Annotated in this window: 30 protein-coding genes; 9 read left to right on the forward strand and 21 right to left on the reverse strand. The window is 53.2% G+C overall.

Annotation, left to right across the window (positions count from 1 at the left end; genetic code table 11):
- Positions 1-248: 248 nt before the first annotated feature.
- From GOW92_RS24140 to GOW92_RS24150, 3 genes are all read right to left on the reverse strand, one after another.
- Positions 249-1,109, reverse strand: coding sequence for an Eco29kI family restriction endonuclease (locus GOW92_RS24140; protein WP_170566245.1), 861 nt, complete (start codon positions 1,107-1,109; stop codon positions 249-251).
- Positions 1,109-2,323 carry a DNA cytosine methyltransferase gene (locus GOW92_RS24145; protein ID WP_170566248.1) on the reverse strand — a complete coding sequence of 405 codons (1,215 nt, stop codon included), beginning with the start codon at positions 2,321-2,323 and terminating at the stop codon, positions 1,109-1,111. Before GOW92_RS24145 ends, GOW92_RS24140 begins: the two co-directional genes overlap by 1 nt.
- 141 nt (positions 2,324-2,464) lie before the next feature.
- Positions 2,465-2,920, reverse strand: a complete 456-nt coding sequence (locus GOW92_RS24150) for a very short patch repair endonuclease (RefSeq protein ID WP_170566251.1) — start codon at positions 2,918-2,920, stop codon at positions 2,465-2,467.
- Positions 2,921-2,959: 39 nt separating this feature from the next.
- Here GOW92_RS24150 and GOW92_RS24155 point away from each other — a divergent pair, with 39 nt between their 5' ends.
- Together GOW92_RS24155 and GOW92_RS24160 are read left to right on the forward strand one after the other, a co-directional pair.
- Positions 2,960-3,175 (forward strand): hypothetical protein, encoded by a 216-nt coding sequence (locus tag GOW92_RS24155; protein ID WP_170566254.1) that lies wholly within the window; start codon positions 2,960-2,962, stop codon positions 3,173-3,175.
- 440 nt (positions 3,176-3,615) lie between these two features.
- Positions 3,616-4,509: a hypothetical protein gene (locus GOW92_RS24160; RefSeq protein ID WP_170566257.1), complete on the forward strand. Its 894-nt coding sequence runs from the start codon at positions 3,616-3,618 to the stop codon at positions 4,507-4,509.
- Positions 4,510-4,693: 184 nt separating this feature from the next.
- On the opposite strand, the gene GOW92_RS24165 is transcribed toward GOW92_RS24160, so the two are convergent.
- From GOW92_RS24165 to GOW92_RS24175, 3 genes are all read right to left on the reverse strand, one after another.
- Positions 4,694-5,764, reverse strand: coding sequence for an LA2681 family HEPN domain-containing protein (locus GOW92_RS24165; protein WP_170566261.1), 1,071 nt, complete (start codon positions 5,762-5,764; stop codon positions 4,694-4,696).
- A 151-nt stretch (positions 5,765-5,915) separates the two neighbouring features.
- On the reverse strand, positions 5,916-6,833 hold the full coding sequence (locus tag GOW92_RS24170) for a hypothetical protein (RefSeq protein WP_170566263.1): 918 nt from the start codon (positions 6,831-6,833) through the stop codon (positions 5,916-5,918).
- A gap of 74 nt (positions 6,834-6,907) precedes the next feature.
- Positions 6,908-8,809, reverse strand: a complete 1,902-nt coding sequence (locus GOW92_RS24175) for a DUF7380 domain-containing protein (RefSeq protein WP_170566265.1) — start codon at positions 8,807-8,809, stop codon at positions 6,908-6,910.
- 272 nt (positions 8,810-9,081) lie between these two features.
- Here GOW92_RS24175 and GOW92_RS24180 point away from each other — a divergent pair, with 272 nt between their 5' ends.
- Together GOW92_RS24180 and GOW92_RS24185 are read left to right on the forward strand one after the other, a co-directional pair.
- Positions 9,082-9,678, forward strand: a complete 597-nt coding sequence (locus tag GOW92_RS24180; RefSeq protein WP_170566268.1) for a DUF6088 family protein — start codon at positions 9,082-9,084, stop codon at positions 9,676-9,678.
- A 2-nt stretch (positions 9,679-9,680) separates the two neighbouring features.
- Positions 9,681-10,688: a nucleotidyl transferase AbiEii/AbiGii toxin family protein gene (locus GOW92_RS24185; protein WP_170566271.1), complete on the forward strand. Its 1,008-nt coding sequence runs from the start codon at positions 9,681-9,683 to the stop codon at positions 10,686-10,688.
- 394 nt (positions 10,689-11,082) lie between these two features.
- Here the strand turns inward: GOW92_RS24185 and GOW92_RS24190 are convergent, their stop codons facing one another.
- Entirely contained in the window at positions 11,083-11,823 is a 741-nt protein-coding gene (locus GOW92_RS24190) for a class I SAM-dependent methyltransferase (protein WP_170566274.1), read from the reverse strand.
- Between the two features lie 530 nt (positions 11,824-12,353).
- Between GOW92_RS24190 and GOW92_RS24195 the strand changes: the two genes are divergently transcribed.
- The 3 genes from GOW92_RS24195 to GOW92_RS24205 all read left to right on the forward strand — a co-directional run bounded on the left by GOW92_RS24195 (position 12,354) and on the right by GOW92_RS24205 (position 14,086).
- Entirely contained in the window at positions 12,354-12,611 is a 258-nt protein-coding gene (locus tag GOW92_RS24195; RefSeq protein ID WP_170566276.1) for a YjhX family toxin, read from the forward strand.
- 9 nt (positions 12,612-12,620) lie between these two features.
- Positions 12,621-13,154, forward strand: coding sequence for a GNAT family N-acetyltransferase (locus GOW92_RS24200; protein WP_170566279.1), 534 nt, complete (start codon positions 12,621-12,623; stop codon positions 13,152-13,154).
- 440 nt (positions 13,155-13,594) lie between these two features.
- A complete protein-coding gene (locus GOW92_RS24205) occupies positions 13,595-14,086 on the forward strand; it encodes a hypothetical protein (RefSeq protein ID WP_170566282.1) in 492 nt (163 codons plus the stop codon).
- A gap of 140 nt (positions 14,087-14,226) precedes the next feature.
- On the opposite strand, the gene GOW92_RS24810 is transcribed toward GOW92_RS24205, so the two are convergent.
- The 8 genes from GOW92_RS24810 to GOW92_RS24240 form a co-directional block, all read right to left on the reverse strand.
- Positions 14,227-14,532: a hypothetical protein gene (locus GOW92_RS24810; RefSeq protein ID WP_217356586.1), complete on the reverse strand. Its 306-nt coding sequence runs from the start codon at positions 14,530-14,532 to the stop codon at positions 14,227-14,229.
- Positions 14,510-14,779: a hypothetical protein gene (locus tag GOW92_RS24815; protein WP_217356587.1), complete on the reverse strand. Its 270-nt coding sequence runs from the start codon at positions 14,777-14,779 to the stop codon at positions 14,510-14,512. Before GOW92_RS24815 ends, GOW92_RS24810 begins: the two co-directional genes overlap by 23 nt.
- 146 nt (positions 14,780-14,925) lie before the next feature.
- Positions 14,926-15,216 (reverse strand): hypothetical protein, encoded by a 291-nt coding sequence (locus tag GOW92_RS24215; RefSeq protein ID WP_170566284.1) that lies wholly within the window; start codon positions 15,214-15,216, stop codon positions 14,926-14,928.
- Positions 15,217-15,228: 12 nt separating this feature from the next.
- Entirely contained in the window at positions 15,229-15,591 is a 363-nt protein-coding gene (locus GOW92_RS24220; RefSeq protein ID WP_170566286.1) for a hypothetical protein, read from the reverse strand.
- 10 nt (positions 15,592-15,601) lie between these two features.
- The gene (locus GOW92_RS24225) at positions 15,602-15,823 is read right to left on the reverse strand and encodes a hypothetical protein (RefSeq protein WP_170566288.1); all 222 of its coding nucleotides are present in this window, start codon (positions 15,821-15,823) and stop codon (positions 15,602-15,604) included.
- Positions 15,820-16,209 carry a hypothetical protein gene (locus tag GOW92_RS24230; protein WP_170566290.1) on the reverse strand — a complete coding sequence of 130 codons (390 nt, stop codon included), beginning with the start codon at positions 16,207-16,209 and terminating at the stop codon, positions 15,820-15,822. Before GOW92_RS24230 ends, GOW92_RS24225 begins: the two co-directional genes overlap by 4 nt.
- Positions 16,202-16,549, reverse strand: coding sequence for a hypothetical protein (locus tag GOW92_RS24235; protein ID WP_170566292.1), 348 nt, complete (start codon positions 16,547-16,549; stop codon positions 16,202-16,204). The genes GOW92_RS24230 and GOW92_RS24235 overlap by 8 nt, the downstream gene beginning before the upstream one ends.
- A 9-nt stretch (positions 16,550-16,558) precedes the next feature.
- A complete protein-coding gene (locus tag GOW92_RS24240) occupies positions 16,559-17,071 on the reverse strand; it encodes a hypothetical protein (protein ID WP_170566294.1) in 513 nt (170 codons plus the stop codon).
- Between the two features lie 361 nt (positions 17,072-17,432).
- Between GOW92_RS24240 and GOW92_RS24245 the strand changes: the two genes are divergently transcribed.
- Entirely contained in the window at positions 17,433-17,894 is a 462-nt protein-coding gene (locus GOW92_RS24245) for an NADAR family protein (RefSeq protein WP_170566296.1), read from the forward strand.
- 694 nt (positions 17,895-18,588) lie between these two features.
- Here GOW92_RS24245 and GOW92_RS24250 read toward each other — a convergent pair.
- Positions 18,589-20,286, reverse strand: a complete 1,698-nt coding sequence (locus tag GOW92_RS24250) for a thiamine pyrophosphate-binding protein (RefSeq protein ID WP_170566298.1) — start codon at positions 20,284-20,286, stop codon at positions 18,589-18,591.
- 137 nt (positions 20,287-20,423) lie between these two features.
- On the opposite strand from GOW92_RS24250, the gene GOW92_RS24255 reads away from it, so the two are divergent.
- Entirely contained in the window at positions 20,424-21,347 is a 924-nt protein-coding gene (locus GOW92_RS24255; protein ID WP_170566300.1) for a LysR family transcriptional regulator, read from the forward strand.
- Here GOW92_RS24255 and GOW92_RS24260 read toward each other — a convergent pair.
- The 5 genes from GOW92_RS24260 to repA all read right to left on the reverse strand — a co-directional run bounded on the left by GOW92_RS24260 (position 21,327) and on the right by repA (position 26,212).
- The gene (locus tag GOW92_RS24260) at positions 21,327-21,554 is read right to left on the reverse strand and encodes a hypothetical protein (protein ID WP_170566303.1); all 228 of its coding nucleotides are present in this window, start codon (positions 21,552-21,554) and stop codon (positions 21,327-21,329) included. The genes GOW92_RS24255 and GOW92_RS24260 overlap by 21 nt on opposite strands.
- Positions 21,555-21,563: 9 nt before the next feature.
- The gene (locus GOW92_RS24265; RefSeq protein WP_170566306.1) at positions 21,564-22,673 is read right to left on the reverse strand and encodes a Fic family protein; all 1,110 of its coding nucleotides are present in this window, start codon (positions 22,671-22,673) and stop codon (positions 21,564-21,566) included.
- Between the two features lie 153 nt (positions 22,674-22,826).
- Positions 22,827-23,882 (reverse strand): helix-turn-helix domain-containing protein, encoded by a 1,056-nt coding sequence (locus GOW92_RS24270; RefSeq protein WP_170566309.1) that lies wholly within the window; start codon positions 23,880-23,882, stop codon positions 22,827-22,829.
- Between the two features lie 177 nt (positions 23,883-24,059).
- Positions 24,060-25,028 carry a plasmid partitioning protein RepB gene (gene repB / locus GOW92_RS24275; RefSeq protein ID WP_170566312.1) on the reverse strand — a complete coding sequence of 323 codons (969 nt, stop codon included), beginning with the start codon at positions 25,026-25,028 and terminating at the stop codon, positions 24,060-24,062.
- The gene (gene repA / locus GOW92_RS24280; RefSeq protein ID WP_170566314.1) at positions 25,028-26,212 is read right to left on the reverse strand and encodes a plasmid partitioning protein RepA; all 1,185 of its coding nucleotides are present in this window, start codon (positions 26,210-26,212) and stop codon (positions 25,028-25,030) included. The genes repB and repA overlap by 1 nt, the downstream gene beginning before the upstream one ends.
- Positions 26,213-26,632 lie beyond the last annotated feature (420 nt).

Below are 26,632 nucleotides of genomic sequence, written 5' to 3' on the forward strand. Positions count from 1 at the left end.
ATCTCTACACGGGAACATCCGGAAGCGTTCTCGTCGATCCCGATGTGATGGTTGAACTTGCTCTTGCCTGAAACTGGGCTGGTTTGAACGATGCGCCGTTCAAGCCAGCTATGTCACACGTGGTTGGTGCGGCGCAGGGCAAACGCCCCTGCCCTGTCCCGCGGGACTTCGTGACCGCCCGCGGTCCGGCCCATTGCGCGTCACGGGGGGTGTGAACTTGGAAGTCGCACCGGTGGAAATGCGCGCCATCATCCTTCATCGCGTGTATCACCAGTGCTCTCGTCGAGACGATCCGCCCGCTTTATACCGTCGGCAAAGGCCGCGAACACATCGCGCGTTTCAGCAAAGATCGTTGTTGAGCCGAAGTGCTGCGCAACCTCGCTCTCGATTTGCGCCACCGTCTTGCCGGGCTCATTGTCTTCCGCCCAGCCGCGCCCGGGATGCAGCGTGTCCCATGGCGAACGCTTATTGGCCCGCGTGGAGGCGCTATCCCCATGCTTGCCGATCCCGAACAGGATCTTCGTCTCATTGTTCCAGATCGGCTTGAAAAGGTTGATCAGATGACTTTCCGCCGCCGCCTGGTAGCCGCTTTGCACCGCCAGCGCGCGGCACTCGAAATCATCGATCTCGATACCCGCCACCTTGTCGATGTTCTTCCGGTGCTCATTGAGACGGCCATACAGCTTGGTTTCCTGATCAAGCAGTGTGGCCGCTCCAACCGGAGGATCGGCTTTGCCCACATAAATTGGGGTCTCGCTCCTGCTTGCCGGGCCATAGACCGGGTTATCACCCGTGTAGTAGATGGCGTACACGCCCGCCCCATAGAATGGTTTGATATCGCCCAGGGGTCGCCGATCCTGTGAGATCAACGCCAGCGCCACAAAATGCCCAATCAACCGGGGCTCGCTGGGGTCAAAGAAAGCATCCGGCAAGGTTACCGGGTCGATGTCACGCTCCAACCGGTCAAGGTTCTCGCGCATCGTGGCAATCGCCGCCAACACCTTCTTGCGCGACGGGCCGGTCATCTCCGCGTCCCGCACCAGCGCCGTGAATTGATCCAGCAGCGCCGCCGTTTCCTCTGCGGAGCGCAATTCCGGCCGCCGCGCCATCAGCGCGCCTCGGCGGCGTCGAGCTGTTGACGAACGCTGACACCGACCAGTTCCGCGAGCTTTGCCGGTACCGCGTTGCCGAGTTGGCGCATACATTCCGACCACGCCCCGTGGAACACATAGTCATCGGGGAAAGTCTGAATACGCGCGCTCTCTCGCACAGTGAAATAGCGAATAAAGCCGTCCGCCCGACGCAGCATGTTTTCGCCGCCGGGAACGCCATGCACACCCGCCTTCAAGGTTTTCGACGGATCATCCATGAAACTACCCGTGTGCCCGGGATAGCTCCGCGCGCCGGGCTGGAAACGATGATCGGGGATCGAGGCTGATATCCGCGTGTGCCGCGGATCGGGTAAGTCACCGATCGCGTCCCGGGTCGTACGCCAAGGCTTCGTGTCCGGTTTCTCATCCTTTGATAGGCGCTTGGCGATACCAAGCGCCCGTCCCTCCAGCTTCCGTTGCGCTTTGGCTACCTGGTGCCGATCCCAGTAATCCCCAAAGGTCTGATCCCAGACCAGCGCCTCATGGGTATGATCGCCTTCGCCAAACGACCAGCAGGCGTCCACATCGTCGCGGAACCCGACGAAGATCACGCGCTCCCGCCGCTGCGGCACGCCGTGATTGGCCGAGTTCAGGAGCTTGGTCACAACGTTGTAATGCAATCCATCACGCTTCGTGGAGGTGTGGTGCTGCTGTAGGCGCTTGAAGTGTTCGCCCCAGGCCTCATCCGGACACATCACCACTTCCGGGTGCTCTAGCTGCAACCGCACGTAGGAGAAATAGTCTGAAAACGCCGCGCGGGTCAGGCCCTTTACGTTCTCAAACACAAACGCTTTCGGCCGTGTCTCACGAACAGCGCGAACGGCTTCCGGAAACATGTCGCGGGCGTCGTCATAGGCACGGTGCCGACCACCAAGGCTGAACGGCTGACAAGGCGGGCCGCCCGACACCAAGTCGATCTTCCCCTCAAACCGCGCGAAATCGACGTGGCGAACATCGCCTTCAATCACCCGCCACGGCGCGTCATCATCCGCGTCGCCGGTGTTGCCCGCTTTGTGGTTATCTCGCAGGGTGTCACAGCACCACTTGTCATACTCGACCACAATGCGCGGCGAGAAGCCTGCTTCAGCCAAGCCAACCCCCAGGCCGCCCGCGCCTGCGAACAATTCTATGGAATCTCGTTGGGACCGTGTCGCCCCGGAAGCCTCACTCATGCCGCCCTGCCTTGAAATTGTTTCGTCTAGTAAGATCAAATACCGAGGAACAAAGCAAGAAATCTAACACAATATTTGGGGAATTCGCTATCGCGCCACCCAAAGGACAGTGGTCTGTTTGGTCGTGACCGCGCCCCACAACTAAGGCCGCGTGCCCGTGATCTCACCTGATTGAGCATCGCTATGCAGCCATATTGTTACCGCCTCCAACAATCTGTCGGATGGCATCCGACCCGGCCCCACCATCGCGCACTCCCACACGACCAACACGCGCCAGCCTAGATCACAAAGCGCGGTCAGGTTCCGCGCGTCGCGGCTGCGAGTGGCGTCGATCTTGGCGTCCCAGAACTCTCGGCGAGATTTCGGGCGCCGACCGCAGCCCTCATGGCCGTGCCAAAAGCAGCCACGGATTTCGATCACCGCACCATACTGCGGTAGCGTCAAATCCGGTCTGCCCGGCAGGTCTCGACGGTGCAGCCGAAAACGGTAACCCCGCGCGTGCAGCCCTCGCCGGATCACCAGCTCGGGCGAGGTGTCTTTGTGTTTGATCCGCGCCATCACGGCCGACCGATCACGCGCGCTTAGATTGTCAACCATTGTTCATTCCGCGTTAAGTATGACGGGCGATGGTAAGTCATGCTCGACCTAGCCACCTTGACCGCGACCCGCCATGACGGCCACAACTTGCTGCGGTGGGGCGATGATCTCGTGGTCATGGTCTTCGATACCGGCGAGATTGGCCAATTTTCCGCAACAGGTGCTTGGTCACGATCATCGGTTGAAACCGCCGTGCGAAAGGCGCTCGGGCGACAGGCAAGCCCAACCCCCTACTTCAAACTGATATCTTCCTGATACTTGGTGGTGTCAATCTGGCACCGGTCTCGGACCGTGCCGATAGTGTTTCAACATCTCGCATCGAAGCACTAAGCCCAGCCCTGGCCCGCGCCCGTCGCCAATCGACGGCCCGGACGAACCGAGCCAAAGATACACCACGCGCCGTCGGCACCTCTTCGACAAACCGCAAAAACTCCGTCTCCAAACGCGCACTAAACAGCGAAGCCTCCGAGATCTGAGTGACGAAAGGTCTGCTTTCGCGACCTGTTCAGATTCCTGCCGCATTGCGGCGAATTCACACTTTCCGCCCTCCCGGCGGATCGCTTCGCCTTCGCAGGGGCTGCAGATTTCGGGAAAAAGCGCCACCAAGCAGACATTCGCCGCAGGTGCGACAACTGAGGCCGCGAACGGCGGCGATCCTAAGCAACACCCTGGGAGTGGATCACGGGTGGGTATTGATGGGGCTTTGTCTAGCAGTAATGATGCTTCCTCGGCTCTTATTCCAGGCGTTTTCGGAGATAAAGGCCGAGGAATTCTATCAAATTGCCGTTGCCGCTGCAGCTCTCGGCGATGCCGTGGCAGAGGATGCTGCTATGCGAGAGTATCTTGGTTGGAAATGGGCACAGCCACCCTCACTAATTGAGTTCGGACCTTTTGCACTCTTTATGGTTGGTGTTCTAGGATACTCATGGTTGCCACCCTCTACCGCGAATGCACCCCACACCTTCCTGAGTCGCCCGATAGAACGAGAAAACCAAGTATTGGCGGTTAACTACTCAATGGACGAAGCGTTTTCAATTTTGTCGGTTCTAGTTTTGGGGTCTTCAATTATTCAGCAGGTCATCTATGCAGTGCAGTATCTGGTCGCAGGGACCATTCGCAAATCAAGGGTAGTTGGAATTGCGCTCGGAATCTCTGGCGTTTGCTTCATTCTAGTGCTCATCAGTCCAGGCATCGTATTCGTTGCTCTCTGGATTGGAAATGTTGTTGGGGTTGATGCGGGGTACCTTGGCGATGTCGGAGCCGCAGCGGAAGATTTCGTCGGTACTTTGGCAAAAAACTTTTTTGTGGTGACTCTACTATTGCTCGCCGTATTGGTCTTTCTTTCTTCGGTCATATTCATTTTGGTTGGCGTTTTCCGCGCGCTTGTCCTGTTGGTTGTCGGAGTACTTCCTCCAATACGCTCGCGCGCCGACCTAGGTCAGGCAATCTTTGGTAGTGTGACAGTGTCACAGGCACCTGCAGGACGCTCATTGGTCATAACGGTTTCAGACATGCGTTGGTTTAGCCACACCGCTATCCATTCCGATACTCGTGTCATTCAAGCCATTCTTGCCTTCATCAAAGAATAGATGGTTCGGTATCAAAAACTTATACCAATGGACCTAGTGTTTCGATCTGGGTGAGTTAGCCAACATCGGCTCTTTTGGTCTCTGTCTATAGAAGCAGTGGCTGGTCAGATTGTTACATTAGTGGTGTGTCTCTACAGAGGGTATTGTTCGCATCTCTTTCCCGCACCGCTAGTTCGGCGGAAGCTCAATTTTGCCCCCGCCGCGAATGTCCGAAGGGCGGGCTGCGACCGCAGCATCCTGACCGGTCAGTGAATGGCAGGAAAGGGCCGTTCGCTTCAGTTAGCATAGTCCGTTTCCGGCGCATTTCCACGCCGATCGAAAGAGCTGAATAGTCGAGCGTGTCGTAGAGGCGAACATCGTCGTCTGCGAAATGTGGCGGGCGGTCCTCCAGCGGTTCCGCTTCCATAGCCTCGTGGTACAGCAAGCGCGCACCGATGAATTCCTGCTTCATCTGGTTGTACCACCCGACCAGGGGTGGAACAGTTCCTTGCGAGAACGTGTGACTTGGTAAGTGGAGTGGGTCGGCAGCCGCGATTGAATGTGCGCCAAGCATTACGAGAGGGTTCAGGAACAGTTGCCGGTCGAGCATGCGGAGGCGGTAAGTCTTCTCATCCCCGTCTCCGAGCGGCCATCCGTCAAGGTCAGTTTGGGTAAGCACGGTATCGACATCAACGGCGGATCGTATCTCTTCTGCCTTCGCTTTGACGAGATGAATAATGTTTGACGGCGCACTGTCCCATTCAAGCTTTGGATCAACGACATTTTCAAGATCACGACAGGCATAAGCGGCCAGTACCGCACGTTGTCCGTCATCATGGACCATGCGGGCGAAGCAGAAGCGCACGAGGCCGCGGTTCGCTAAGGCCATCGCAAAACGCGGATTGGTGCGCAGAACGTCGCCGTAGAGACGTAAAGCTTCGATAGGACGCCCCAACGTGTTCATCTGGTTGGCCAAGTTGGTGACGATCTGAGCAAGTCGAGACGGCTCGAGAGTTGTGGGTGAGAAAGCTTCGCGAGCCTTGCGCAGATAAAGGATCTGCTTCTCTTTGTGGGGTTGGCGCCACGCCCAGTCGTGGGGGTTTAACGCAGATTGCAACCCGTCTTGGACGTTCGAGCGGAAGTAATGGAGCAGAGCGTCAGGAGGGCCTGCAGGTCCGAGGAGACTAGCGCATTCGGCGTCCAAGCTTTCGAGTGCAGCAGTGTCGCCGTCATCAGATGCCGCATCAATGCGCTGAGCCAAGTCATCAATTTGCATATCTGCATCCTTAGGGTCCATCGCTTTTCACGAACTTCGATTGTCCATCGAGATGGCCCAAAGCAGTCGTTGGAACTCAGACTTAGATGCGCCGTTGCGGCACTTCAAATCGGACGTCCAAGGTAAATGCAGCGTACGTCGTCTTCAAACGCTACTTAACACGGATTACTGCAGTCCCCTCGGGCGTGTCTTCGTTCGGGATCACGTCACCTATAGGCACAATAAGTGAATCTTTGAGTTCGATCCCAAAATTCCACGGGCCAGGATGTTTCATCAAAGACGGATCCACGAACTCAACCCCCTGCAGGTCGGTCCAGAAAAGCCCTACTTTCATGGAAACACCTTTGGAATAACCTTCCAGGCTCAGCAACGCCGTAACTTCCAAACAGCCATCTGGGTTTTGGAATCCTGCCTGTAGTTCCCCTGTCATACCATCCCCAAGGTCAAACGCTGCTCCGTGCATTACCGTGATTGCGTGCAGTACAACCAATGATCTGGCCTGATCCAGTTTGTGAGCTTCCTCCATTTCCAGCAAGTGGTTCTTGAGCAGGACATACTTGAAATCGTCAAAAACTTCCTGAGCACGAAGTGCCGGGTTCCAAATCACTCGGTCTCCGAAGGCTATGGCCAAGTCTTGCTCATCGTCACTGAGCTTCTCGAGCTCGCCGTTTTTCATCTTCTGAACGGCTGAACTCAAAACACGCTGTACTTGTTGTCGCTTTCGACCACCCGAGATTCTTGAAATCTGCTCATCATCGGCCATCCGAAAATTGGACTCGCAACGGGCAATCACATCATTCAGATGGGCTCCTTCGTTCTTAATGGCCCGGTCCACAAGAGGGCGAAAAGTTATTCGCATATCGCGAATGCGGTCGGTTACCGGACCTCGAACGCGAAGGTCAGGATGTGCAATGAAGTCGGCCAGTTCTCGAAAACTTGTGCGTCCGTACGAAGAGTTCCGCTTGCCAATGTAGATTTTGGCGATGTCATCAACTTGAAGATTACCAGTCGTTAAACGCGATACTCTGGCTTTCAAGTTTTGATCGTGAAGGCTGTTATTCTTGCCCATGTTCCTCAAGTCTACTAGGTTCCAAATTACCAGCCAGAGCGTTTAGAAATCTAGGGCCGCTACTGCTCAGGCTCCTAGTCAACATCCGCAACTCTGTAAAGGCCAGTAACACGGGCGAATATCTCCTCCACGTTTCCCCATCGCCCCGCCATTGGAAGTATTGCCAAATGGATAATGAGCCAGGTGGCGTAGACAAAATCGTGATCCCAAAAACCGCCTGCTGGGACTTTGCCGTGAGCTACCTGGTTGCGGACGGACGGCCCACCCGGAAAATTGAACAGCAAGTCAATCTCATGGATGTAGCGCGGTGGAATAATTTGCTCCAATAGGTCACGCCAAGGCCGGTCAGCGTTCAACAGAATAGACAACGAAGCTTCTGTTTGTATCCCATCCGCATCCGCGGTCGTAGTGTCGTGCCCATTGAGCGCAAGGATGTGGCGAAGCGAGTTTTCAAGCTGTGGCGTTAGAAGTGAAACCGCTTCGATGTCTTCCCCAGCGAGAAAGAGGCAAATTCCACGGGCGAAGATGTATTCGTGCCCCCCCGGAATGAAAGGGCTGTCACGCAGCAGTTCTAAGACCGTATCGTTGGATACCAAGTGCTCAGACGCTATCGTTCGTCTGATCGGATTGATCGCACCGGCCACAGTGACTTGTCGAGAATGCCCTCGATGGAAAGCCATCAGGTACCGCAGTTGCTCTTCTTGTGCCGCGTCATCGCCGCCCATGCCCGGAGCGCGGAAAACAACCCGACCCTGAAAGTCGTGGACTTGCATCGGCATAATGCCCTGCAACGGAAACTCCTGCGCGTGTTCGTTAGCAGTTTGCCTGATTTCACCCGGAGTTGGAGGCCGCTCGCAAAGCACGAGCGACAACAATGCGATAGGCCAAGAATGACCACGAACGACTGCGACCGAGTGCTCAACAATTTCGGTCAAGTCGATCTCAGTCGAAAAATGTCCCATCTCGTCTCGGATGCCGGGTTGGACATCGCGGAGTCGTGCAGTTAGTTCCTCACGACGTGCCCGCGTGTTTGGGTAGTTGCGAAGGGCTTGGATCGCATCTTGAAGAAATGCCGCTTCGAGCATCGGTGAGCCTGCAAGGTCGGCCTTCTGAACGTGACATTCCGCGGAGGCCACCATGCATCGGTGGGCATTCTCCTCGTCTCGGGCACTTCGGTAGCCGCGCGCAGCGAGTTGCCACAAACTGAGTCGGGCATCAGGGTTGCCTGTCAATCGCTCACCGTCGACGAGAGCTTCTGCCATAGCGGCCACTTCCGTGGGCGGCGTGATCCCGTGGTCTAGGTCCACTTCCGCGATGCGCCAAAAATCATCATCACGTCCATCATGATGCGCAGTAGCTACCAACTCAGCTACTAGGTCACGAAGGCGTTGAGAAATAGGTAATTCCCAGCGTGTAGCGTGCGAAATACGAGCCGCTCGTACCAAGGCATTCTTTGCTCCAATGCCCCAAGCCGAACCGTTCTCAAAAGAAAAGGTCGCTCTACCTGCAAGCACCGCCTCGACCAGATCGCAATAAGCGGCAATTGCGCTTTCTGCCATCTCGCGACGCCTTCTCTGCATGAACCAAGAAACGTCGCATAGTCGTGCACGCAATCCCAAGTGGGAAACAGTTGGTGCGAACTCCGCGATTACGTCGATCTGCTCTTGAAGGAGGTCTGTTGGCACAAGCGAGCGACGATCGCCCATTGTCCACATTGGCTTGAATGGTTCAGTCGGATGATCAGGGACGAAATGATAGCTGGTCAAACCAGACAACAATCTGATGGCAGCCAACTGTTCTTCTGGGCACTCACCATCAAGGGCAGTCAAGCAACGATTAACATCAAAACACTCGACGCTGGCAACCGCTGCGAGCGTCCGGTTCACGTCCACAAGGTCAAGCTGCTCTCGCGTGACGACGAAGTCGATGCCTGGCGTAGGCTGTCGCTCCTCGTTGTTATTTTCTTCTTCGCACATGCCTTGGCCTCGCCCTTCAATCGCAGTCTGGGATATAGCCGCAAATTCTTAGGGCATACAGGCTTAAGCGCCTTGCTCGCGACCAAATGGATGATGGTCAATTGCTGCACTCCTGTTCGCGCCACCACGAACGGCAGCTTACTTCAGTCGGTGCCCACCTTCTCGCATTCGCAGCGAAAGCCCGCTTCCCGCCCGACTTACACAATCACCTCGGTTTTCTCCTAACTTGAAAGTCAGAAAAAAGTACTATATTTTCTGACAAGGAGAAAACTATGATCACTTCATCGATTAAACAACGCATCATCGGAAAAGGCCGGGGCGCAATCTTTGCGCCACTGGACTTTCTGGATATCGGCTCCCGAGCAAGCGTGGATCAGGCATTGTCGCGTTTGGCGGATCAAGGGGTGATCCGACGGTTGACGCGTGGGCTTTACGACTATCCAAGAAAGAGCGCCCGTTTAGGGCTGTTGTCTCCGTCAGCCGATGACATTGCCAGGGCGATTGCGCGCAAGGATAATCAGGTTCTACAGCCCTCCCCTGCCATGGCAGCCAACCAGTTGGGGCTGTCGACCCAAGTGCCGTCGAAGCCGATTTATATGACCGACGGCCCGACCCGCACCAAGAAAGTCGGTCGACAAGTCATCCAGTTCCGGAATGCATCATCCAAAACACTAGTTGGTGCAGGCCAGAAAACCGGCGCCGTATTTCAGGCGTTACGCTATGTCGGCAAAAGCCGGGTGGATAGCCGGGTTGTCGACACGCTGGCGCGCAATCTGGATGGTAAGGACCGGGCATTGCTTGCAAAACAAAGCAGATATGTTCCGGCTTGGATGCACCCGGTAGTGCAGCAAATCGTGGCGCGGACCTGACCTTGGACCAATTTGCCAACGATACTCCTAAGAACCGTGAAGAAGCGTTTCAGGAAACGGCCGCCCAGCTTGGCATTTCCAAAGCAATCGTCGAGAAGGATTTCTGGGTTTGCTGGTCGCTGAAACATCTTTTCGCCTTGCCCTCTTTTGGCGCTCACATGATCTTCAAGGGCGGGACATCACTGTCCAAAGCCTATGACATCATCCATCGGTTCTCAGAAGACGTGGACCTCTCACTCGACCGTGCCCAACTCGGATTCGAGGGCGAGCGTGACCCTGAGAACCCTGCCCTTTCCGGTAAAAAACAAAAGCAACTGTTGCAGGAACTTCAGGATACGGCCATCAGAGTAGTCTCTGGTCCGCTGCTGAAAGAAATCGAGGTCAAGTTTAGCGCCGCGCTGAAACAAGACTTTTCCCTATCGGTCGATCCAGGTGATGCACAAACCCTCCTCTTCGCCTATCCATCTAAGACAAATGCTGCCAGCGGCTACATCCAGCCGGTGGTGCGGTTCGAATTTGGCGCTCGTGGGGTTCACCTTCCAGCCGAGTCTCGCAGGATTTCACCTTATGTGCATCGGGCCTTTCCAGTCCTGCTGGGCGCGGGTGACGTTGATGTGAAAGTCCTGGGCGTTGAGCGTACTTTCTGGGAAAAAGCCACGATCCTGCATATGCTCTATTATCAGGACGTTGCCAAACCTCTCGCTGATCGCATGTCGCGCCATTATTACGACATGGCCCAGCTGATCACCCATGAGACTCATTCCCGCGCTATCGAAAAGATCGAATTGTTGGATCAGGTTGCACACCATAAGTCCGTCTTCTTCAAAGCAGCCTGGGCCAACTACGAAAGTGCCAAGCCTGGATCACTAAAGTTGCTACCGAACCCTGAGCTGAAAACGGCGCTGCGTCGGGACTATGCCGGGATGCAAGAAATGATCATCGGGGATAGTCCCTTGTTCGATGACATTCTGAAAACCATCGGGGTGTTCGAGGCCGAACTCAACGGTTGAAATCAGCAATTTCGATGATCTCAAGGCACAGCGTGCGAGCTTCGGGGGTGCGCTCGCCAACAAACTGGCCAGGATCGCATGGAGCGTGCTGCGATCAGGCACCGACTTTGACAGGAGAGACCAAGACTTTCCGGTTGCGATCTGAGAATCCGCCACCGACAAAGATGTTCGTAAACCTCACACGCATGGAACGGAACAATGCCGCCCCCAGAGTCTGAGAGCCCTGATGGCCATCACGGCCTGTCCGCTAATGAGACCAAGGTGCGAGCGTAACCTCAAAATGGCCACGGTCCGCGTGCCGATAAAAAGGCCGGATACATATCAGCGACTTCCGAGAACGGCCGTCTTGAGCCCAAAGTGCTTGATGCTGCGCTGTGCGCGAGTGTCTGCAATTCTACTCCTTACCGACTGGCTTCATGCCCGCAACACTGGTTGCGCAACCAAAAAAGTGCTTCTTGATTTCGACTGATAGGCCAGCCTCTATCAAAGCGTTTGCCATTTGGGTGCTATCGCCGAAGTTTCGCGTGTAAGTTCCAATCATGCTGAAGTCATTAGCACCTCTAAGGAAATATCGCTCAACCATCGGAAGTACTTTATCTAGGTAGATCCGGTAGATTGGACGGAGTGCCCAGCCTTTCGGGTCCGACGCTTCAATCAACGCAAAACTGCCTCCGGGCTTCAATATCCGAGAAATCTGCCTTGCGAGAATTGCCTGTTGGTCAGCGTTGAACGTTTTGAGCCCAAATGTAGATACCAAAAGATCAGCGCAATTGGCTTCGAGGTCGGTTTTTAAAGCATCCGCCTCAATATGAATGATCTTTTCAGCGTATGCACCGTGTAGCCGATCAACTGCCTCAAGATGCATGCGGTGGGAGATGTCCAAAGCTGTAATCTTGTCTAAGCCGGGGAAGCGGCGCAGCAGATAGGGCCAGACTTCACCTGTTCCTGCCATCAAATCAACCACGATAGGGTTGGAATTTTTTGGAGCGGCTAAACGAGCGACACATTGACGTCTCCATATCGCGATAAAACCAAACGAACTAATTGCACTCCATCTTCGATAGCTGGATGAACAACGGTCAAAGAGGTTGGCTACAAATGCTGGATCGTAAATGTCTTCTGTGGAATCACTCATTGTTCGATCAAAGCTGGGCTATACTGGGCTTTTACTTACGGGTTCTCTAAGAAAACTGAAAGCAGCCATTGGCGTGCTTGCTGCAAACTGTCGCTTTGTCCGCTCACCTGCTATTTGTCACCTGGTTCTGAACGTCAGGAATACACGGTTCGCGACGTGCCGCACATGCAAAAGACTGATGTGTGATCGATGACTGGTTAGGGCTCATTCGACTAATTGGGGACGTCGCAGAGAATGGCTGCACCGAGCCCATTCCTCCCACAAACGCGTGTCGCGGCGAAAGTCTGCATTGAGACACGCCGCCTCCCTAAAACAGACCGCCGCCCATATTGACGCGACTCGATTGAATGCCTATTTGACCGTCTCGTCTGAGGCGTAGCGCCTCGCATTATGGAGATTTTATGAAAGAGTCCCGGGCCTAACGCCCGTTCCTGGCGAAGTAAATTCGGGAACACCAACATTGATGACCACACTTTGGCGTGATGCTGAGTGTGCTTGTTTCTGTACTTTTATAAAATCGAGACATCCCAATGAACATCTCAAAGCACGAGCAACGTGTTTTGCATGAACTCGCCCTTGGCGGGTCCATCCAATATGAACGCCAGCCAAACGGCAAAATACATGATGTCACCTGCTATACGCGCAGTGGTCATGTGTTGTCTGACTGCACCCTCAATATCTTTCAGCGCCTTCTTAAAAAACGCCTGATCCGTTCGAAAAACGGTGCCCCCTATCGCGCGTCTGCGCTCGGGATCAAATCCGTACGAGCCCAAATGAACCAACGATAGGAGAACACTATGAAAAAAACAGACATCAACGCCATTCTGGACATCCACCGACGGGCATTTGGCAAAGCAGACGGTGAAGCCATGGGGGAGGCGATTGCACAGCTAGCCAAAGACTTTCTTGACCATCCGGGCACAATCTCGATCAGTGTTGAACGAGAGGGGAAGCTCGCGGGCAACGTGCTTTTCACGCCGTTTGTCTTCGCGGACCACCGCGATACCAAATGCTACCTTCTGGCCCCTTGCGGGGTGTCGCCGCACCATCAGGGTACAGGTGTCGGGAAAGAATTGATGGAGACCAGCATCGAGCACCTAAAATCCATCGGGACCGACGCCGTGTTCGTGTTGGGTGTCCCGACCTTCTACCCCCGCTTTGGGTTTGTCCCAACCGGCAAGCATACGCCCTACCCGGACCTGTTGACGGCCCCCGAGGCATGGATGTCGCTTGAGTTGACTGAAGGCACCGTCGGAAAACTGAGCGGTAAAACGCATGCGATCCCGCAGTTCATGGATGCGCATTGGTGGGATACGTCGCAGCACGGCTGATCGAATAGCGTATACTCAACGCAAAAACTGAACCAGACATTCGCCTCGAATTGGAGAATGTCTGGATTGTCCGCTCAACTGCAATCTGCTTCCTAGTTCTGAACGTCCGGAGTGCGCGGTTCTAAACTTGCTGCACCAGCGAGACGTCAAAAGGTGACTAATGGCGGCAATGGGCTCTTATCGCTAGTCGAAATGGCAAGTCAGGGCTCGATGCAACGCAGCCGCCGTTCGCGGCTATTGCAATTCTAGTTGTCGTTAACGGCAGCTACAGCAAGGAAAGCTGTCGCAAGATGGCAGCAGGGAAGCGGCAGAAACCCCAAAGTTGTCGGCAGTGCGACGGGCTCAACCCACTTGATTTCATTGTAAAACTATTTCAGCTTGGTCTAGTAGCGAATGAAGGGCATCTGGCTATCTTGCCCTGAACATCTGAGAATTTGAGTATGAAGATTAATTTTTTGCGCATCATCGCCTTGTTGACCTTTACGATGATGATTGGCGGCGTCTCGATGGCCCAGGGTGTTTTTTACAAGAAGAAGACCGTAGGCCATTGGAGTATTTTTCAAGATGGCAAGTATTGTTGGATGGCAACAAATTTTGTTCCAAGTGGGCGAAAACGCGAAATGGTTTTGATGGTGGACAACGAAGGCAAAATCTTTGTTCAACTTAATCCCCCAACATCAACAGGAAATTTCGACTGGCAAAAAATTTCACTCAGTACAGACAAGAGTGCTTTTGCGATGAAGGACGACCAAGGATGGGGTGTCTATCTGAAGGGTGACCATTCCAAAATTAGAAAGCAGGTTCTTTCTTCCGACAAAGTGAACTTTGATGGCTCGTTCACTGCGAACCAGAGCAGATTTGGCCTTAAGGGGCATTTTAAAACTGACAATGGTGAAAAGGCCTACAAAACGATGTTCGATATCTGTCGCTGATTGGATGAGGTTGCGAGAGATATCCGGCCATTGGTGCGGTTTTAACGAATGGCGGCAAGATTCCCAGTCGCTCCTAATTGTTGACTTCGAATGTCCGCTGCGAACCCGTGTTCCAGAAAACCTTTGGCACCAGAAATTCTTTAGCGCTCCAATTCAGCACGTAAAAATACTGGATGAACAGCGAGAGTGGGAACGCCCTGAATGGTCGGAACGCTTTCTCCCCGCCAGATAGCGCAGACAACCGCGAGAACGTCAGCACCTTCCTGCACTGCTAGCTGATGAGCATCGGCAACCGCACCACCCGTGGAAATGACGTCCTCAATGAACGTTACCTTTTTCCCGGCGATATCCTGGCCTTCTATTGCGCGACACGTTCCGTAGGTCTTCGCTGCCTTTCGAACGAACGCTGCTGGCAACCCCGTCTCAAGGGAAATTGCTGTAGCCAAGGGTATTCCTCCCCAACTCAAGCCCCGCGATAATTTCCGTATCCGTGGGCAAGAGCGAACTCATTGCTAGAGCCAACGGCTTCAGTATGAGCGGATCGCCCTCAAAACGATACTTATCGAAATAGCGATGAGAAATTTCTCCAGAGCGCAGCAGGAATTCGCCCTCAAGCGTGGCAATGTCGGCAACGCGACGAGTGAGTTCAGATTTTGATAGAGTGTTCAGGCTAGCCATCACGTCCTCCGGCATGCAAACATCCTAGAAGTAGAGGAATAGCAAAACGTTGTCAGCCCTTGGTTGCGAAAATGACTGTAATGCCCGCCCGGTCGACATTCGCTCCTATTTGTTGTCTACAGGTTGCCAATTCGTAGGCTGTGCCGCATTCCTTTCGCCACCTACGTTGCGAGAAAGACTGATTTTAGTCTTTCCTTAGCCTTCCCCTCTGCTGCAAGGCCAACGCAAATATCCGTATTGTAAATGTAGTAAATGTAACCGTGGGGATCACCTGATTGAAAACCACTAACCAAAAAGTTAACTTCACACCCACTTTCCTTGAGAGCTATTTGAAACTCAGCTCGAGCAGCTTGTAAGCCAAAATGAGTGCTGACATCTAACTCTAGGCATACACCTTCATCTTCCAAGAGCTGAATCGCCCTAGAAACGGCTTCCTGATATTCGTCGACCAAATTAGTCACTCCCTATTGTGGACCTTCGCTTATTGCCCTTGACCGAAAGACCGGCAAATTGACCTCGATGTCAGAAAGCAGCTCGCGCGCCTCGTCCTCGGAAAGCATTGTGCCGTACGAATTGTAGACTTCCTCGGCATCCTCGTCATCTCCTTCAAAGACGCTTACCCAAAGAGCAATCGAGATTAACTTGTTGGCAGTCGCTACGATATTGAGCTGATTACTACTGCCAGCTAAGTCAAACGTCAGACCGAGCTCCTCGCCTGCGTACTCTTCTTCGACGACCTCTATCGATGCTGGAATCCCCAAGTGTTTCCGCAAATTGGATTCGAGTTCGTTAATCGGTCTGCCCTTTTGGCCAAAGAATACAGTCAAAACAATCTCCTTATTGTGAACCTTGACCGAGTGCCGCTAGCTCCTCAGCCATTTGCACCCCCATCTGCGCCTGAAGGTTTTCCCGATCCTCGCGCAAGGTGCGCAATTCAGCCGCTACGTCGCGCTCTAGTTGCCGCAGCTTTTGCTTTGCGTCGTACAGGCTACGACCATCCATCTTGTCGATGTCCAAGATGATTTCACTGATACGCTCGGACAGTTGTTCCTCGGTCATGCCAGATCACCATCATTTCCGCTAGTTCTTCTTCGGATTGAATCTCTCAAGCTCACTGAGGATTTTGCACGGCGCGCATAAACAACACCTGTGGCTGCAAGACAGGTTAGAGACCCGAAGAATATTAAGATTTGAAGCAATGATCCTGCCGTAAGATTAATAGGCCCTTTGACGGCAAAAGCACTGTAGAGGGTAGGTATAGCCACAGGCAATGTTCCTACGGCGCTTCCCAATGCTACAAGCAGAATTTCAAGTGCCATATCGCTTCTTGATTGACACAACATATCTAGCTCCTCATCGGAAATATCATGTCGTTGAATGACCTCAGGCTGCGACGTCTGGATTTGATAGTTAACCGCGCCATTTGCCCCACGAACCTCAGCCATTTTCATCTCCCCCCTCTTCTCGGGGCGCAGCTTCACTGGCTATTATCCTGTCCAAAATAAGCTTGCTAAAGAAGCGTAAATAACCGCAATTCAAGCAAGCCGTTGCATAAGACGGCACGTGAGGTCCGATTCCCACCAGGGGCTCAGTTTGACCAACAGGAATCGAGTACTCGGTTTCTAATACCGTGTTGTGAGCGCTGCCGCAAACTGGACACTTGTCGTTCTCTAGCCCGCCGGCTTTTTCGTTAATTTTTTCCGACACCCGGCTAAGGGCTTCCAGTGGAATTCTCTTTGAATAATCTTTGTTTTGATCGCCTTGATCTGGGTTTTCATTGCTCATTTAAGTTTCCTATTGCGGTTTTCGCGCGCCCGATCCAGTCGCTTTGATGACCTGGTCGCGCACCCAATGGTCCGGCACTTCCGCGCCAACGATCTCCCGGACGCGCGCAACAACCGCACTACGCTTCATTTCCGGTGTGTGCCACAGCGAAACGATGGTCTCGATCTGCGGGGCCGTAGGAACCGGCCAGACCGGCTTTGCCCCACGCGCCTCTCTCTTTTCCACAGTGACATTGACCGGCTCGAGCCTGCGCAGGTCGCGAATGCTTTCGTCTGTCGGGCATGTGCGGGGTTCGTGGCCGGGGATTTCGAACGTGACGCCCTGCTTGGCGATGGCCTTCATCGGGACGATCGGAAGCAAGTTGGACTGCACCAGAATTATCGTATCGCCCTTGCGAAAAACCAGAGCCGCCAACGCTTCATCTTCAAGCAGACTGTCCACCTCGTGATGGAAAATCACCTTTTCGGCCCCAGCCGCAAACAGCGCCTTTTTCTGCGCAGGTGTTCCGATTCCCATCTTCATAGGCGGACGTTGCCCCGAATTATCTACAGGTTCCACTTTTTTCTACACTTCCGTAGTTAATATGTCTTGTAATGTAGGTATTAAATCCGTAGATTGTAGTCAATGAACTTGTAGACAATTAGGGAACGATTGCGCTGAGAACGCTTCTAACCAAAATCCGTTGGATGTCCGCTTTTGGTAAGATGGCGAGCAAGACTAGAGCCCAGGCTCCACAGCGGCATGTAGCATGATTATCTGAATTGAGGAAAATGACCAATGGCAGCTCGGGGCTCAAACCACCTGTCTGAACCCTCTACTGAGAATGTCTGCGATGAGCCTAAACCCACTTGCAATCTATACTAAATCTGGCAGTCATTTCTCTATGAATCACGTTCCGGAAAATACTGTCTACTTTTACGCGCAGACCGACGCGTTCTCCGAGTTCTCGAACTTTGCTCTCTATGGTGTTGCTATCGATGGCCTTTGGTGGCGAACCGTTGAGCACTACTTTCAGGCGATGAAGTTCCACAATGAGGAGTACCGCGAACGGATTAGAGCTTGCGGAAAACCCAAGGATGCCAAGGCGCTTGGTATGACCAGAAAAATCCCATTGCGACAAGACTGGGAAGAAGTCAAAGATACAATCATGCTGGATGCGGTCAGATGCAAGTTTCGCACCCACGATCACCCAAAACAGCTTCTTCTATCTACCGGAAATGCGCACATCGCCGAAAACGCGCCGATGGATGCATATTGGGGTATTGGGCCGGACGGGTTAGGTTACAATCGACTAGGTGAGATCCTGATGCGGGTTCGAGAAGAACTGCGATACGAACAGTCATAGATGGCAGCTTTGTCCCGCAATCCAGACGTTGAATGTCTTCTTGAATCCAGGACTTTACGGCCAATGTTCTGCGGCCAATTCCACATGTCTAGCACCGGAGAATCACGTTACGCTAAGCGTGAGTTTTTAAGAGCTAAATGAGGGCACGCAAAGTGTATCTAAAGGCAGGCATACGAGTTAGGTACGACGGATTTGAAGACGCTGGTCCGGAGTACGGTGTAGTAGTCCATTGTTGGTTCAATGATGAATTGCAAGTCCACGATTGCTACGTCGCTTTCTTCGGAGAGGAACAACCGTCAGGTGAGCCAAATGAGAAGCCTTACATCCTTCGCTACGCTTCAAGTTCTCTAACTTTACTTGAAGCTCTGTCCTAATGGTCCGCCTACCTGCTATCCAACACTGGAGTTTGAATGTCCGGAATATGCAGATTGCGGCCCGCTGCATGAGCTAAAGGCGGAAGTGGGATCAAGGGCAGCTTCGGGCTCTTACCTCCAATCGATGCCCACAGTAGAGAATGGCAGCAGTGAGCCTCTGATCGCCGTTTCTGATCGGTCGTGGTGAAGCAATTAACATCGCAAAACAGCCATGAAACCCCTCTTTGCCCGTTGAAACATGCTCTGTCGACTACTCAAGAGACAAGAAGCCAAGGGTTAAACAGCCCTTGGCTTCTTAAGCTCTTAAGTACTTGTGGCCTTTAGTGGCGCAGGGCTTCACTGAATTTGACATTGAATGAAGCGCTGTCCCATGGGTCGAGCATAATGCGTACGATGTTGACGCCCTTCGGCTCACTCAGTTGTTCAAGGATGTCGGCCATTTCTTTTTCGGTGCGAGCAACATAGCCCTTGGTGTTAACACCTTTGACGCCTCCAAACGCAGGTCCGAGTTCTTCATAGTTCCAGACAGGCGTGTTGTTGTAGCTGCGTTCCTTGCCGGGATAGATCTGGCGCTCGGCACCGTAACCGGCGTTGTCGAGGATAAAGATTACCGTATCGATATCGTATTTGATTAGGGTGGAAACTTCCTGTGCGGTCATATGGAATGCGCCGTCACCGGAGATCATGTAAGTACGCCGATCTTCGGCTTCCTTGGCAAATACACCACCCGTGAACATTCCAAAGCCAGCGCCCAGTGATCCCCAGTTGCCGACACCGTAGATGTCCATGCCGACCGGGAATTCAGCCTGCGAGCCGTTGATGTAGCCACCGGTGTCGCCATAAAAGACATCGCCTTCTTTCGCGTAGTTTGAGAACTGTACGAACAGCCGGTCGATGGTCAGAGGTGCATCGGTCGGTTCAAAGGCGTCTGAGCGTTGGAAGCAGAAGCGGCGGTCATCCTTGCTGACCATCAAGCCACCCGGTTCGATGGATTGGACCGCACTGATCAGAGCTGGCAAAAAGTCCCGCAGATAGACCTTATCGAACACAGTGCCGTCAACTGTCACCTGATCGAAATCGACCCAGATGTTGTGCTGATCAGAGCCCATCTTGCCGGTAAAGACCCCGGTGTCGAACTCATTGAATGACATCCCCAGTGCAATCGACACATCGGCGTATTCAACGGCTTTGAGTGTCGCGTCATTCGACATTGCACCCATGTAAAGGCCTACGGCATTGGGGTGACCTTCAAAATCTGAGATCTTGCCGACAAAGGTCGTTGCCACGCCGGCATTCAATCTTTCGACAAGGATCTTTGCGGGTTTGATCAGCTTTTCACGTTGTAGCAAATGGCCTGTTACGACAGTGCGGGTGCGGCACTCTTCCAATACGGCTACAGCGGCGTTAACGGCTGCTTTTAACCCGTCATCCGAGGACTGGTGCATCGTCAGGTCCAGTGCCTGATTGGCGACCGGGATTTGCGCGGTCTGGATGTCGTATGGGATTTCCAGATAGATCGGCTTTTTTGATTGATAGGACAGGCGTAAGATATCATCGATTTCCTGAGCTGCGGTTTCTGCGGACATCAAACGGTGCGCCGCGACGGTGATGGGCGCAAAGGCCTTGAGGTAAGCGTCGAAGTCCTGACCCATTACATGGTGCAGTTTGCGACGCGAGGGGGTGGTGATCACTTCGACACTGGGTGCGCCGGCAATGACGACGATGGGGGTGTCGTCGGCATATGCCCCACCGACTGCGTTTGCGGTGCTGAGCGAGCCGACCCCGAACGTTACAGCCATCGCTCCAAAGCCTGAAAGCTTGGCGTAACCATCAGCTGCGTAAGCACCATTCAGTTCATTGCACACCAGAACGTGCTTGGAGTTGTGGTCGCCATCAATCAGTTCGTCGAACAGCGGCAGGACATAGTCACCCGGGATGCCAAACACGTGGTTGGCACCCAGTTCGGCCATGCGATTGAAGAGGTAAGTCGAAACGGTGGTTGTTGCTTGAGTAGTCATTGGTCTTTCTCCGAAGTTGAAAACGCTCGCACCATGCTTGCGTCTTGACGGAGAAGTAGGGTCCATTATTAACTCTACATAGATGCGCACTTGACCCTTTAGGGGTCAAAATTGATCCCTGCGAGGAGCATTAGCTAGTGTCCCAACCTAATCTGGAAGATCTACGTCTGTTCCTCATCGTGGTGGATCATGGCTCTATCGCGGCAGCCGCGCGTGCAGATGGGACACCCAAGCCTAGCCTTAGCCGCCGAATGGCTAATCTGGAAGCGGCCATAGGAGAGAAGCTGTTTGATCGTGGCGCCAATCGGCTTTCCTTGACTCCGCGCGGTGATGAGTTGAACGCGCGCCTTCGACCGGCGATGCAGAGTGTGGCGCAGGCTTTGAATGAATTGGATGACTGGCATTCAGACTACGCTGGGCACCTGACCTTGCATGTGCCCGCCAGCTTGTTGCATATGGGTGTACGTCAAACAATCAGTGCCTTCTTGGAGGCGCACCCAAACACGCAATTTGACTTGGCGCTAAACAATCAACCCATCCAACGTCTGGGCCCCGATACGCATTTGGCCTTGGTGATAGGCGGACTACCCGACAGTGACTTGATCGCTGTTCGGGTGGGGCAAACCCGCCGTATTCTAGTCGCATCGCCAGAATATGTGGGGACGCATTCCGAAATTGCGCATCCTGACCAACTCAGCGACCATATCGTGATCGCACCCGGCCCACACGTGCCACTCATTTTGCGTCATGAAGACGGCAGGAACTGGACCCAACCGTTTGAACCGCATCTTGCAATTGACGATGTTCGTGACGTCACAAACGAAGCCATTGCTGGCCGCGGCGTGGCAATCTCCACGACAGTTGCCGCCGCTAGGGATTTGGCAGATGGCAGCCTGAACCAGTTACTACAGGACTGGCAGGAACAACCGATGCCAATATCTATTCTCTACCGTGACAATCGTTTGCAATCACGTCTCGAAAGAGACTTTATCAAAGTGCTTCGAACATCGCTGAACAAATATTTGACCGATCACTTACTTTCATATCGACGTCTCGAATGACTGCTTCGTCCGCTCGCCTGCTACTTGCCACCTAGCGCTGAAAGTCAGGAATACACAGTTCGCGACGTGCCGCATATGCAAAAGGGTGTTGTCATCCGCTTCAACACGGGTTTCGTCTTCCGACGAGCGGCGTTTGACCGACCCGTCATGTCGGATTTCAATGATCGTGTTGTCGGCCATGCGGACCGTCACGGAATGCTCATCCACGGCGACGCCTTACCCTACCCGGTCCAACTTTAGCCAATAGCGTGTGTACCGGAGTTCGCCCGTTCGGGTCAGAGCGCCCTTCCCTACTAGATCCTGCAGATCCCGCGTTGCGGTGGCGCGCGACGTTCCTGTGATCGAGATATAGTTCTCGGCGCTCAATCCCCCTTTGAACCCCTTCGGCCCAGCTTTGAACAAACGTGCGATTACTTTGCTTTGCCGGACGTTGAACTGATCACGATGACGGTCATAGAAATGCGTCTTGGATATGAAGAACGCAACCCGCTCAAGAGTCACCTGCTGCGCTGTAAGGACAGTCTCGGCAAACCAGATAAGCCATGGTGTCACGTCTAGCGTCTTTTGATGACGTTCGAGTTGGTCGTAGTAAGCCTTACGCTCTCGCTCGATCGTGAAAGCGAGTGCAATCAGACTTGGCTGACCAATGTTTTGTGCCAGGGACTTTTCAGCCAGCGCCCTACCCAACCGGCCATTGCCGTCCTCAAAGGGGTGAATGCTCTCGAAATACAGATGACTCAATCCGGCTCTGGTCAGGGCGCGCAAGGGCTCGGGACCATCTGGTGCGATCCGGTTGAACCAGGTTACGAACTGGTCCATTTCTGCTGGAACCTGATATGAAGGTGGCGCTTCGAAATGCACCGTTGGGCGGTCGAGCCTGCCTGAGACGATTTGCATTGCATCCTCATGGCTCCGGTAAGATCCAATCGTTTCCAGATGCCTGTCATGGGACAGAAGCATGCCATGCCACCGAAACAGGGTGTCGTGTGACAGTGGTTCCGAATAGTTGGAATAAACGTCCACCATCATTTCAGAAACCCCCTGCTCGCGCGGTTTGGACGGATAACTGTCGGGAGCCAGCCCAAGATGCCGACGTAAGGAAGATTGCACGCTGAGCCGGTCCAGCATCTCACCTTCAATCGCGCTGGTCTTCATCGCTTCTTCGCTTAGCAGGTCGATACGCAATTGATCTCGATCCGATGTGTTCACATGATGAACCGCTCCAAGAACTTCCCCTGAGGACAACAGGAACTGTTGCTCGTATGGTTCGAGTCTTGCGGCATCGTAACGAAAGGTCGGCCAGTCAGGGTTCTGCCAGTTCCACATCGTGAGGTATAAGCTTCCTTTCTATAGCTCACTATTTATGGATATGTGATTTATAGAGGTCAATCCTATAGCTCACCTTTTTCAAACCCTGCAACCTGATCACCGATTGGAGGTGTAAGCTGAAAACGGTGAATCTCATCCTGTTTCTCAAATTTAGGTAGCATTGGAGGTCCGCGAGAGCATTGCCTTTGGAGACAACTCTCCCTTTTCGATCTTAGCCAGCAACGAAATCAGGTAAGCCCCTGGAGATTGTATGTTTTCAGCACGTTGAAAGATGTATCCGAGAACGATGAAGCGAATAGCTGGGCCAAACGTTGATTTCATTGCATACCAGGTTTGGCCAAGCCGTAGATACTCTGCGATATCATCCATAAGCCGATCACAGTGGTGCTGATCTTTAGCAAAGCGTAGTTCTGAGCATAGCCGTGGAAAACTGCGTTCCATTTGGTCTGGAGAAATCTGAATCTGAGAAAGTTTCTCTTTCCTAACTTTCGGATTCAAAGAGTCCTCTTTATGCCCCTCAATTTCACTGTCACTGGCCCTCAAATTTTGTGTTTCTGTCTGTGTTATCTCGGAGATTTCCACAGAGATTTCTACCAGCAGCTCGCTGAGCACATTCGCATCTGGTTTGCGACGCAGAGCATTGCGTGCGGTGGTTATCAAACCCGAGATTTTGGTGTCGTCTGCTAGGAGCTCCCTGAGGCGCGCCAGAGCGGCTGAAACCTTGTCGCGGAGTACAGTGAACTCCAGAACTCGATCAGCATGCCTCTGGGCTTCCTGGATGAACTCAGCGTGCCGTTCAGACAAAGGCATTAAGGAGAGCCCGGTTGCGGCGACCACCCTGCCCTGTCGATCCCGGCGCGCCCATCGCTTGCCGTTTGCGCTCATGACGCGGCGGACAAGGCCAAGCTCAACCAGCGTCGAGATATGACGCTCAACTGTCTGCACGCTGACATGCGTTCGTTTGGCGATCGCCGCGTTGGAAGCGAAGCAGATGTGATGATCATCTTGGTCAGCAGCAATCTGATCACCGCCCACAAAGGAAATCATCGCTCTCAGGACATTGAGAGTTGTGGATTTTAACCCAAGAGGCTCTCTGGCCTCTTCAACGGCGCGAAGAAGGTTCCATTTTTTGGGCGTACTACTCCCCTGCCCTGTCGTTCCCGACAAGGTTGCTCCACTTGGAGCCGATGCTGTTAGTGTTTTCATGATTATCTATCGGCAGACAAAAATTACCCGTTCGCTCAAGAGCGTTTTTTCTTGTGTGGCGATTCGGGTGCTGCTAGATTCTAGGTGTCTAATCTAAGAATTGCGCTTTGCGCAGCAGCCCTCGAAGCTCCGGTTTCGGGGGTTTTGTTTGTTTGCCTTCCTCCTTTCTGCTCGTCCTCAGTTCTTTTTCTCGGCGTTTACAGTTGTAAACTCAGCGTGTGAGCGCTTGATGATTTCAGCCATGTTTTTGTCCAACCAGCTTGCGAAGCCAGCGTTAGCTCCGGTCCTTTTGACCGAAACAGTTAGTGATCCGTTGGTGGATTTGATTGTAACGCCTTCAATTGGGCTGACTTCGGCTGCACCTTCTCTTTGTCGTGCACCACGTTTGGCAGCTGCTTTTAGGAGCATTTCCAGCCGATCATCTGACGACATCGATGGCTCAATGGTTGCAAGCAGATTCGCCGCTTCATCTTCCGCCAGCTTGCCTGCAACGAAGTGTTCTGCAAGCACGGTCCATTTTGGGCGGCCTGATTTTGGGGCCGCGCCGATCATGTCACCAATCTTTGCAGGAACATGTTGCGTAATTTTTGTCAGGTGAGACAGCCCTGATTTCGATAGGTTCAATACTTGCCGCACCGTTGCAGAGTCATGCCCCGAGGTCAGGATCGCCTCTGCGAAACGTGCTTTCTCGTAGAAGGAAAGATTGCGCCTCGCAGCATTCTCAAGCCCCTTGGCGAGAAGCGCTGAAGCATCGTCGATATCCTGAACATTGGCGCGGACTTTAATACCGAGTTCACGACAGGCTTTGAGCCTCCTCCTCCCATAAATTGCCTCGTATCGACCGTCGGATTTCGATTTTCTGACAAGAATGGGAACTTGTTGGCCACCGTCTTGGATACTCGACATTAAGCTTTCAAAGCTATCGTCTTCCTCGTCAGTGTTTACAGCTGTAAACTCACCAAGCCTATCGGCTGGCCCCCAATCGTCGATCAGAGCAGGGTCTATTTCCCTGATTGCGGCCAGAGAGCCCTGAAGCGCACCAAGTGCAGGGGCATTGGGTTTTGGGGCTTTGTCGATGGCCTTGGGGCTAGAGCGCGCGATGGTGTTTGCGATCCCCGACATCTCCTTAAGCGATTTTCTAGCCATTAGCTGCGTCCCCATGCTTGATGGATCATTTGCTCTACCTCAGAGCCGATCGCATCCATTGAGTTCTTTGCCCGATCATAAGTTGCGCGTGTCATTTCCGACCGCACGACCTCGTAAATTGATTGTTTGAGCATTGTGGCGTCACTGATTGCGGTGCTTTTGAGGGCCGTAGCTGACATAACGCGATCCTGAAACAGTGCTCGCATGAACGAAGCCAGTTGTTGAGACGGTACGTCTGTCGGCTCGTCACGCGTTATCAGGAACTTAAAGTTATCGTATTCGAGCGTAGCGCCGGCATCTTCAATGACTGCCATGTAAGCACCAGCGAGTTCGAGAAATTGAGCCGTCGAAGACACGTCCAGCATCGAAGGTGTCAGTGGCACAAGCAATGAACTGGCGGCGGCCATCCCGGCTATTGTCAAGAATCCGAGTTGAGGTGGGCTATCAATCAGAACAAGGTCAAAATCGCCTTCTACCTGGGCCAAGGCATTCCGTATTCTCGTAAAGAACGGATGGTCCGGGTTGGAATGAACGGCAGATTCTGTTTCAAATTCGGAAAGAACAAGCCGTGACGGCGCCACAGACAGACCGGGGAAGTATGTCGGAAGCACAACGTCCGCCATATCTACCGGATCTTCATATCGAATAGCATCGTAAATCGTCAGCCCGTCAAACTCTATTTCCGGGCTGATGCCGCACATAGATGTAAGCGAGCCTTGTGGATCCAGGTCAACGGCCAATACACGGTAACCGCGAAGCGCAAAATAATGAGCCAGGTGAATTGTTGTGGTGCTTTTGCTGCTGCCACCTTTGAAGTTCATCAACTGCCAGACTTGGAGTTTCTCTCCTTCAGTCCGACGAGGGATATAGCGCCCCTTTTTGCGAGAGGTTTTCTCAAGCGTTTCGCGAGCCTCCCAAAGCTCATGGGCGGTGTAGTAACGTCGACCGCTGCGCACGTCTTTTGGTTCAGGAATCGATCCTTCAGCGTGAACCTTGCGCATGAATTGACCTGAGACACCTAAGAGTTCGGCCGCTTCTGGGGCTGCGAAGTTGCGTAGTGATTTGGTGTTGTCAGGGGCAAATGCCGCAAGAAGATGTTCCCGGATAGCCGAGTTTAATCTCTCAGAAATCTCCGTGGCGAGAGCCGATGGTCGTTCTGCCGCAAGTGGTGTCACGGGAATCATGTAGTTGCCTCAAATTAAAGAATGTGGTCATTTTTGCGCCACTTGAGACAATCAGCCGTGATTCACTGTCCTAAGTCAAGGATCTTCGCTTATATTGTGGGTTCTACAAAGCTGCAAACTACATACGCTTTGCATCAGAACAAAGTAGTTTACAGCTGTAAACCTTGTTGACGCGGTTCTCGGGCTTTTAGCCGATGAAGCAGTGTCGTGCAAAAAAGTAGGCACGCGCACAAAACTCTTCTGAATGCTCCGCCTCAAGTTGAGCTTTTCATAGCGAGCAGTTGGCACAAAAAGGTAGCAGCTTGCGCACCAAGACAAATAGGGGGAAGGGCAGGGGGCCAATTGAGCTGATTGGGTATTTCCTCACCCCAACAAATCCGCTGCAGGATTTTCCGCGATATCGACATCGTCATAGTATTT

The sequence above is a fragment of the Ruegeria atlantica genome, assembly GCF_013032505.1.
GTDB classification, from domain to species: domain Bacteria; phylum Pseudomonadota; class Alphaproteobacteria; order Rhodobacterales; family Rhodobacteraceae; genus Ruegeria; species Ruegeria atlantica_F.

Bases quoted from the DNA above. Each gene is read 5' to 3' on its own strand.
- GOW92_RS24140 (WP_170566245.1), bottom strand. From the start codon at position 1,109: ATGGCGCGGCGGCCGGAATTGCGCTCCGCAGAGGAAACGGCGGCGCTG.
- GOW92_RS24145 (WP_170566248.1), bottom strand. From the start codon at position 2,323: ATGAGTGAGGCTTCCGGGGCGACACGGTCCCAACGAGATTCCATAGAA.
- GOW92_RS24150 (WP_170566251.1), bottom strand. From the start codon at position 2,920: ATGGTTGACAATCTAAGCGCGCGTGATCGGTCGGCCGTGATGGCGCGG.
- GOW92_RS24155 (WP_170566254.1), top strand. From the start codon at position 2,960: ATGCTCGACCTAGCCACCTTGACCGCGACCCGCCATGACGGCCACAAC.
- GOW92_RS24160 (WP_170566257.1), top strand. From the start codon at position 3,616: ATGGGGCTTTGTCTAGCAGTAATGATGCTTCCTCGGCTCTTATTCCAG.
- GOW92_RS24165 (WP_170566261.1), bottom strand. From the start codon at position 5,764: ATGCAAATTGATGACTTGGCTCAGCGCATTGATGCGGCATCTGATGAC.
- GOW92_RS24170 (WP_170566263.1), bottom strand. From the start codon at position 6,833: ATGGGCAAGAATAACAGCCTTCACGATCAAAACTTGAAAGCCAGAGTA.
- GOW92_RS24175 (WP_170566265.1), bottom strand. From the start codon at position 8,809: ATGTGCGAAGAAGAAAATAACAACGAGGAGCGACAGCCTACGCCAGGC.
- GOW92_RS24180 (WP_170566268.1), top strand. From the start codon at position 9,082: ATGATCACTTCATCGATTAAACAACGCATCATCGGAAAAGGCCGGGGC.
- GOW92_RS24190 (WP_170566274.1), bottom strand. From the start codon at position 11,823: ATGAGTGATTCCACAGAAGACATTTACGATCCAGCATTTGTAGCCAAC.
- GOW92_RS24195 (WP_170566276.1), top strand. From the start codon at position 12,354: ATGAACATCTCAAAGCACGAGCAACGTGTTTTGCATGAACTCGCCCTT.
- GOW92_RS24200 (WP_170566279.1), top strand. From the start codon at position 12,621: ATGAAAAAAACAGACATCAACGCCATTCTGGACATCCACCGACGGGCA.
- GOW92_RS24205 (WP_170566282.1), top strand. From the start codon at position 13,595: ATGAAGATTAATTTTTTGCGCATCATCGCCTTGTTGACCTTTACGATG.
- GOW92_RS24815 (WP_217356587.1), bottom strand. From the start codon at position 14,779: ATGCCGGAGGACGTGATGGCTAGCCTGAACACTCTATCAAAATCTGAA.
- GOW92_RS24225 (WP_170566288.1), bottom strand. From the start codon at position 15,823: ATGACCGAGGAACAACTGTCCGAGCGTATCAGTGAAATCATCTTGGAC.
- GOW92_RS24230 (WP_170566290.1), bottom strand. From the start codon at position 16,209: ATGGCTGAGGTTCGTGGGGCAAATGGCGCGGTTAACTATCAAATCCAG.
- GOW92_RS24235 (WP_170566292.1), bottom strand. From the start codon at position 16,549: ATGAGCAATGAAAACCCAGATCAAGGCGATCAAAACAAAGATTATTCA.
- GOW92_RS24240 (WP_170566294.1), bottom strand. From the start codon at position 17,071: ATGAAGATGGGAATCGGAACACCTGCGCAGAAAAAGGCGCTGTTTGCG.
- GOW92_RS24245 (WP_170566296.1), top strand. From the start codon at position 17,433: ATGAATCACGTTCCGGAAAATACTGTCTACTTTTACGCGCAGACCGAC.
- GOW92_RS24250 (WP_170566298.1), bottom strand. From the start codon at position 20,286: ATGACTACTCAAGCAACAACCACCGTTTCGACTTACCTCTTCAATCGC.
- GOW92_RS24265 (WP_170566306.1), bottom strand. From the start codon at position 22,673: ATGTGGAACTGGCAGAACCCTGACTGGCCGACCTTTCGTTACGATGCC.
- GOW92_RS24270 (WP_170566309.1), bottom strand. From the start codon at position 23,882: ATGAAAACACTAACAGCATCGGCTCCAAGTGGAGCAACCTTGTCGGGA.
- repB (WP_170566312.1), bottom strand. From the start codon at position 25,028: ATGGCTAGAAAATCGCTTAAGGAGATGTCGGGGATCGCAAACACCATC.
- repA (WP_170566314.1), bottom strand. From the start codon at position 26,212: ATGATTCCCGTGACACCACTTGCGGCAGAACGACCATCGGCTCTCGCC.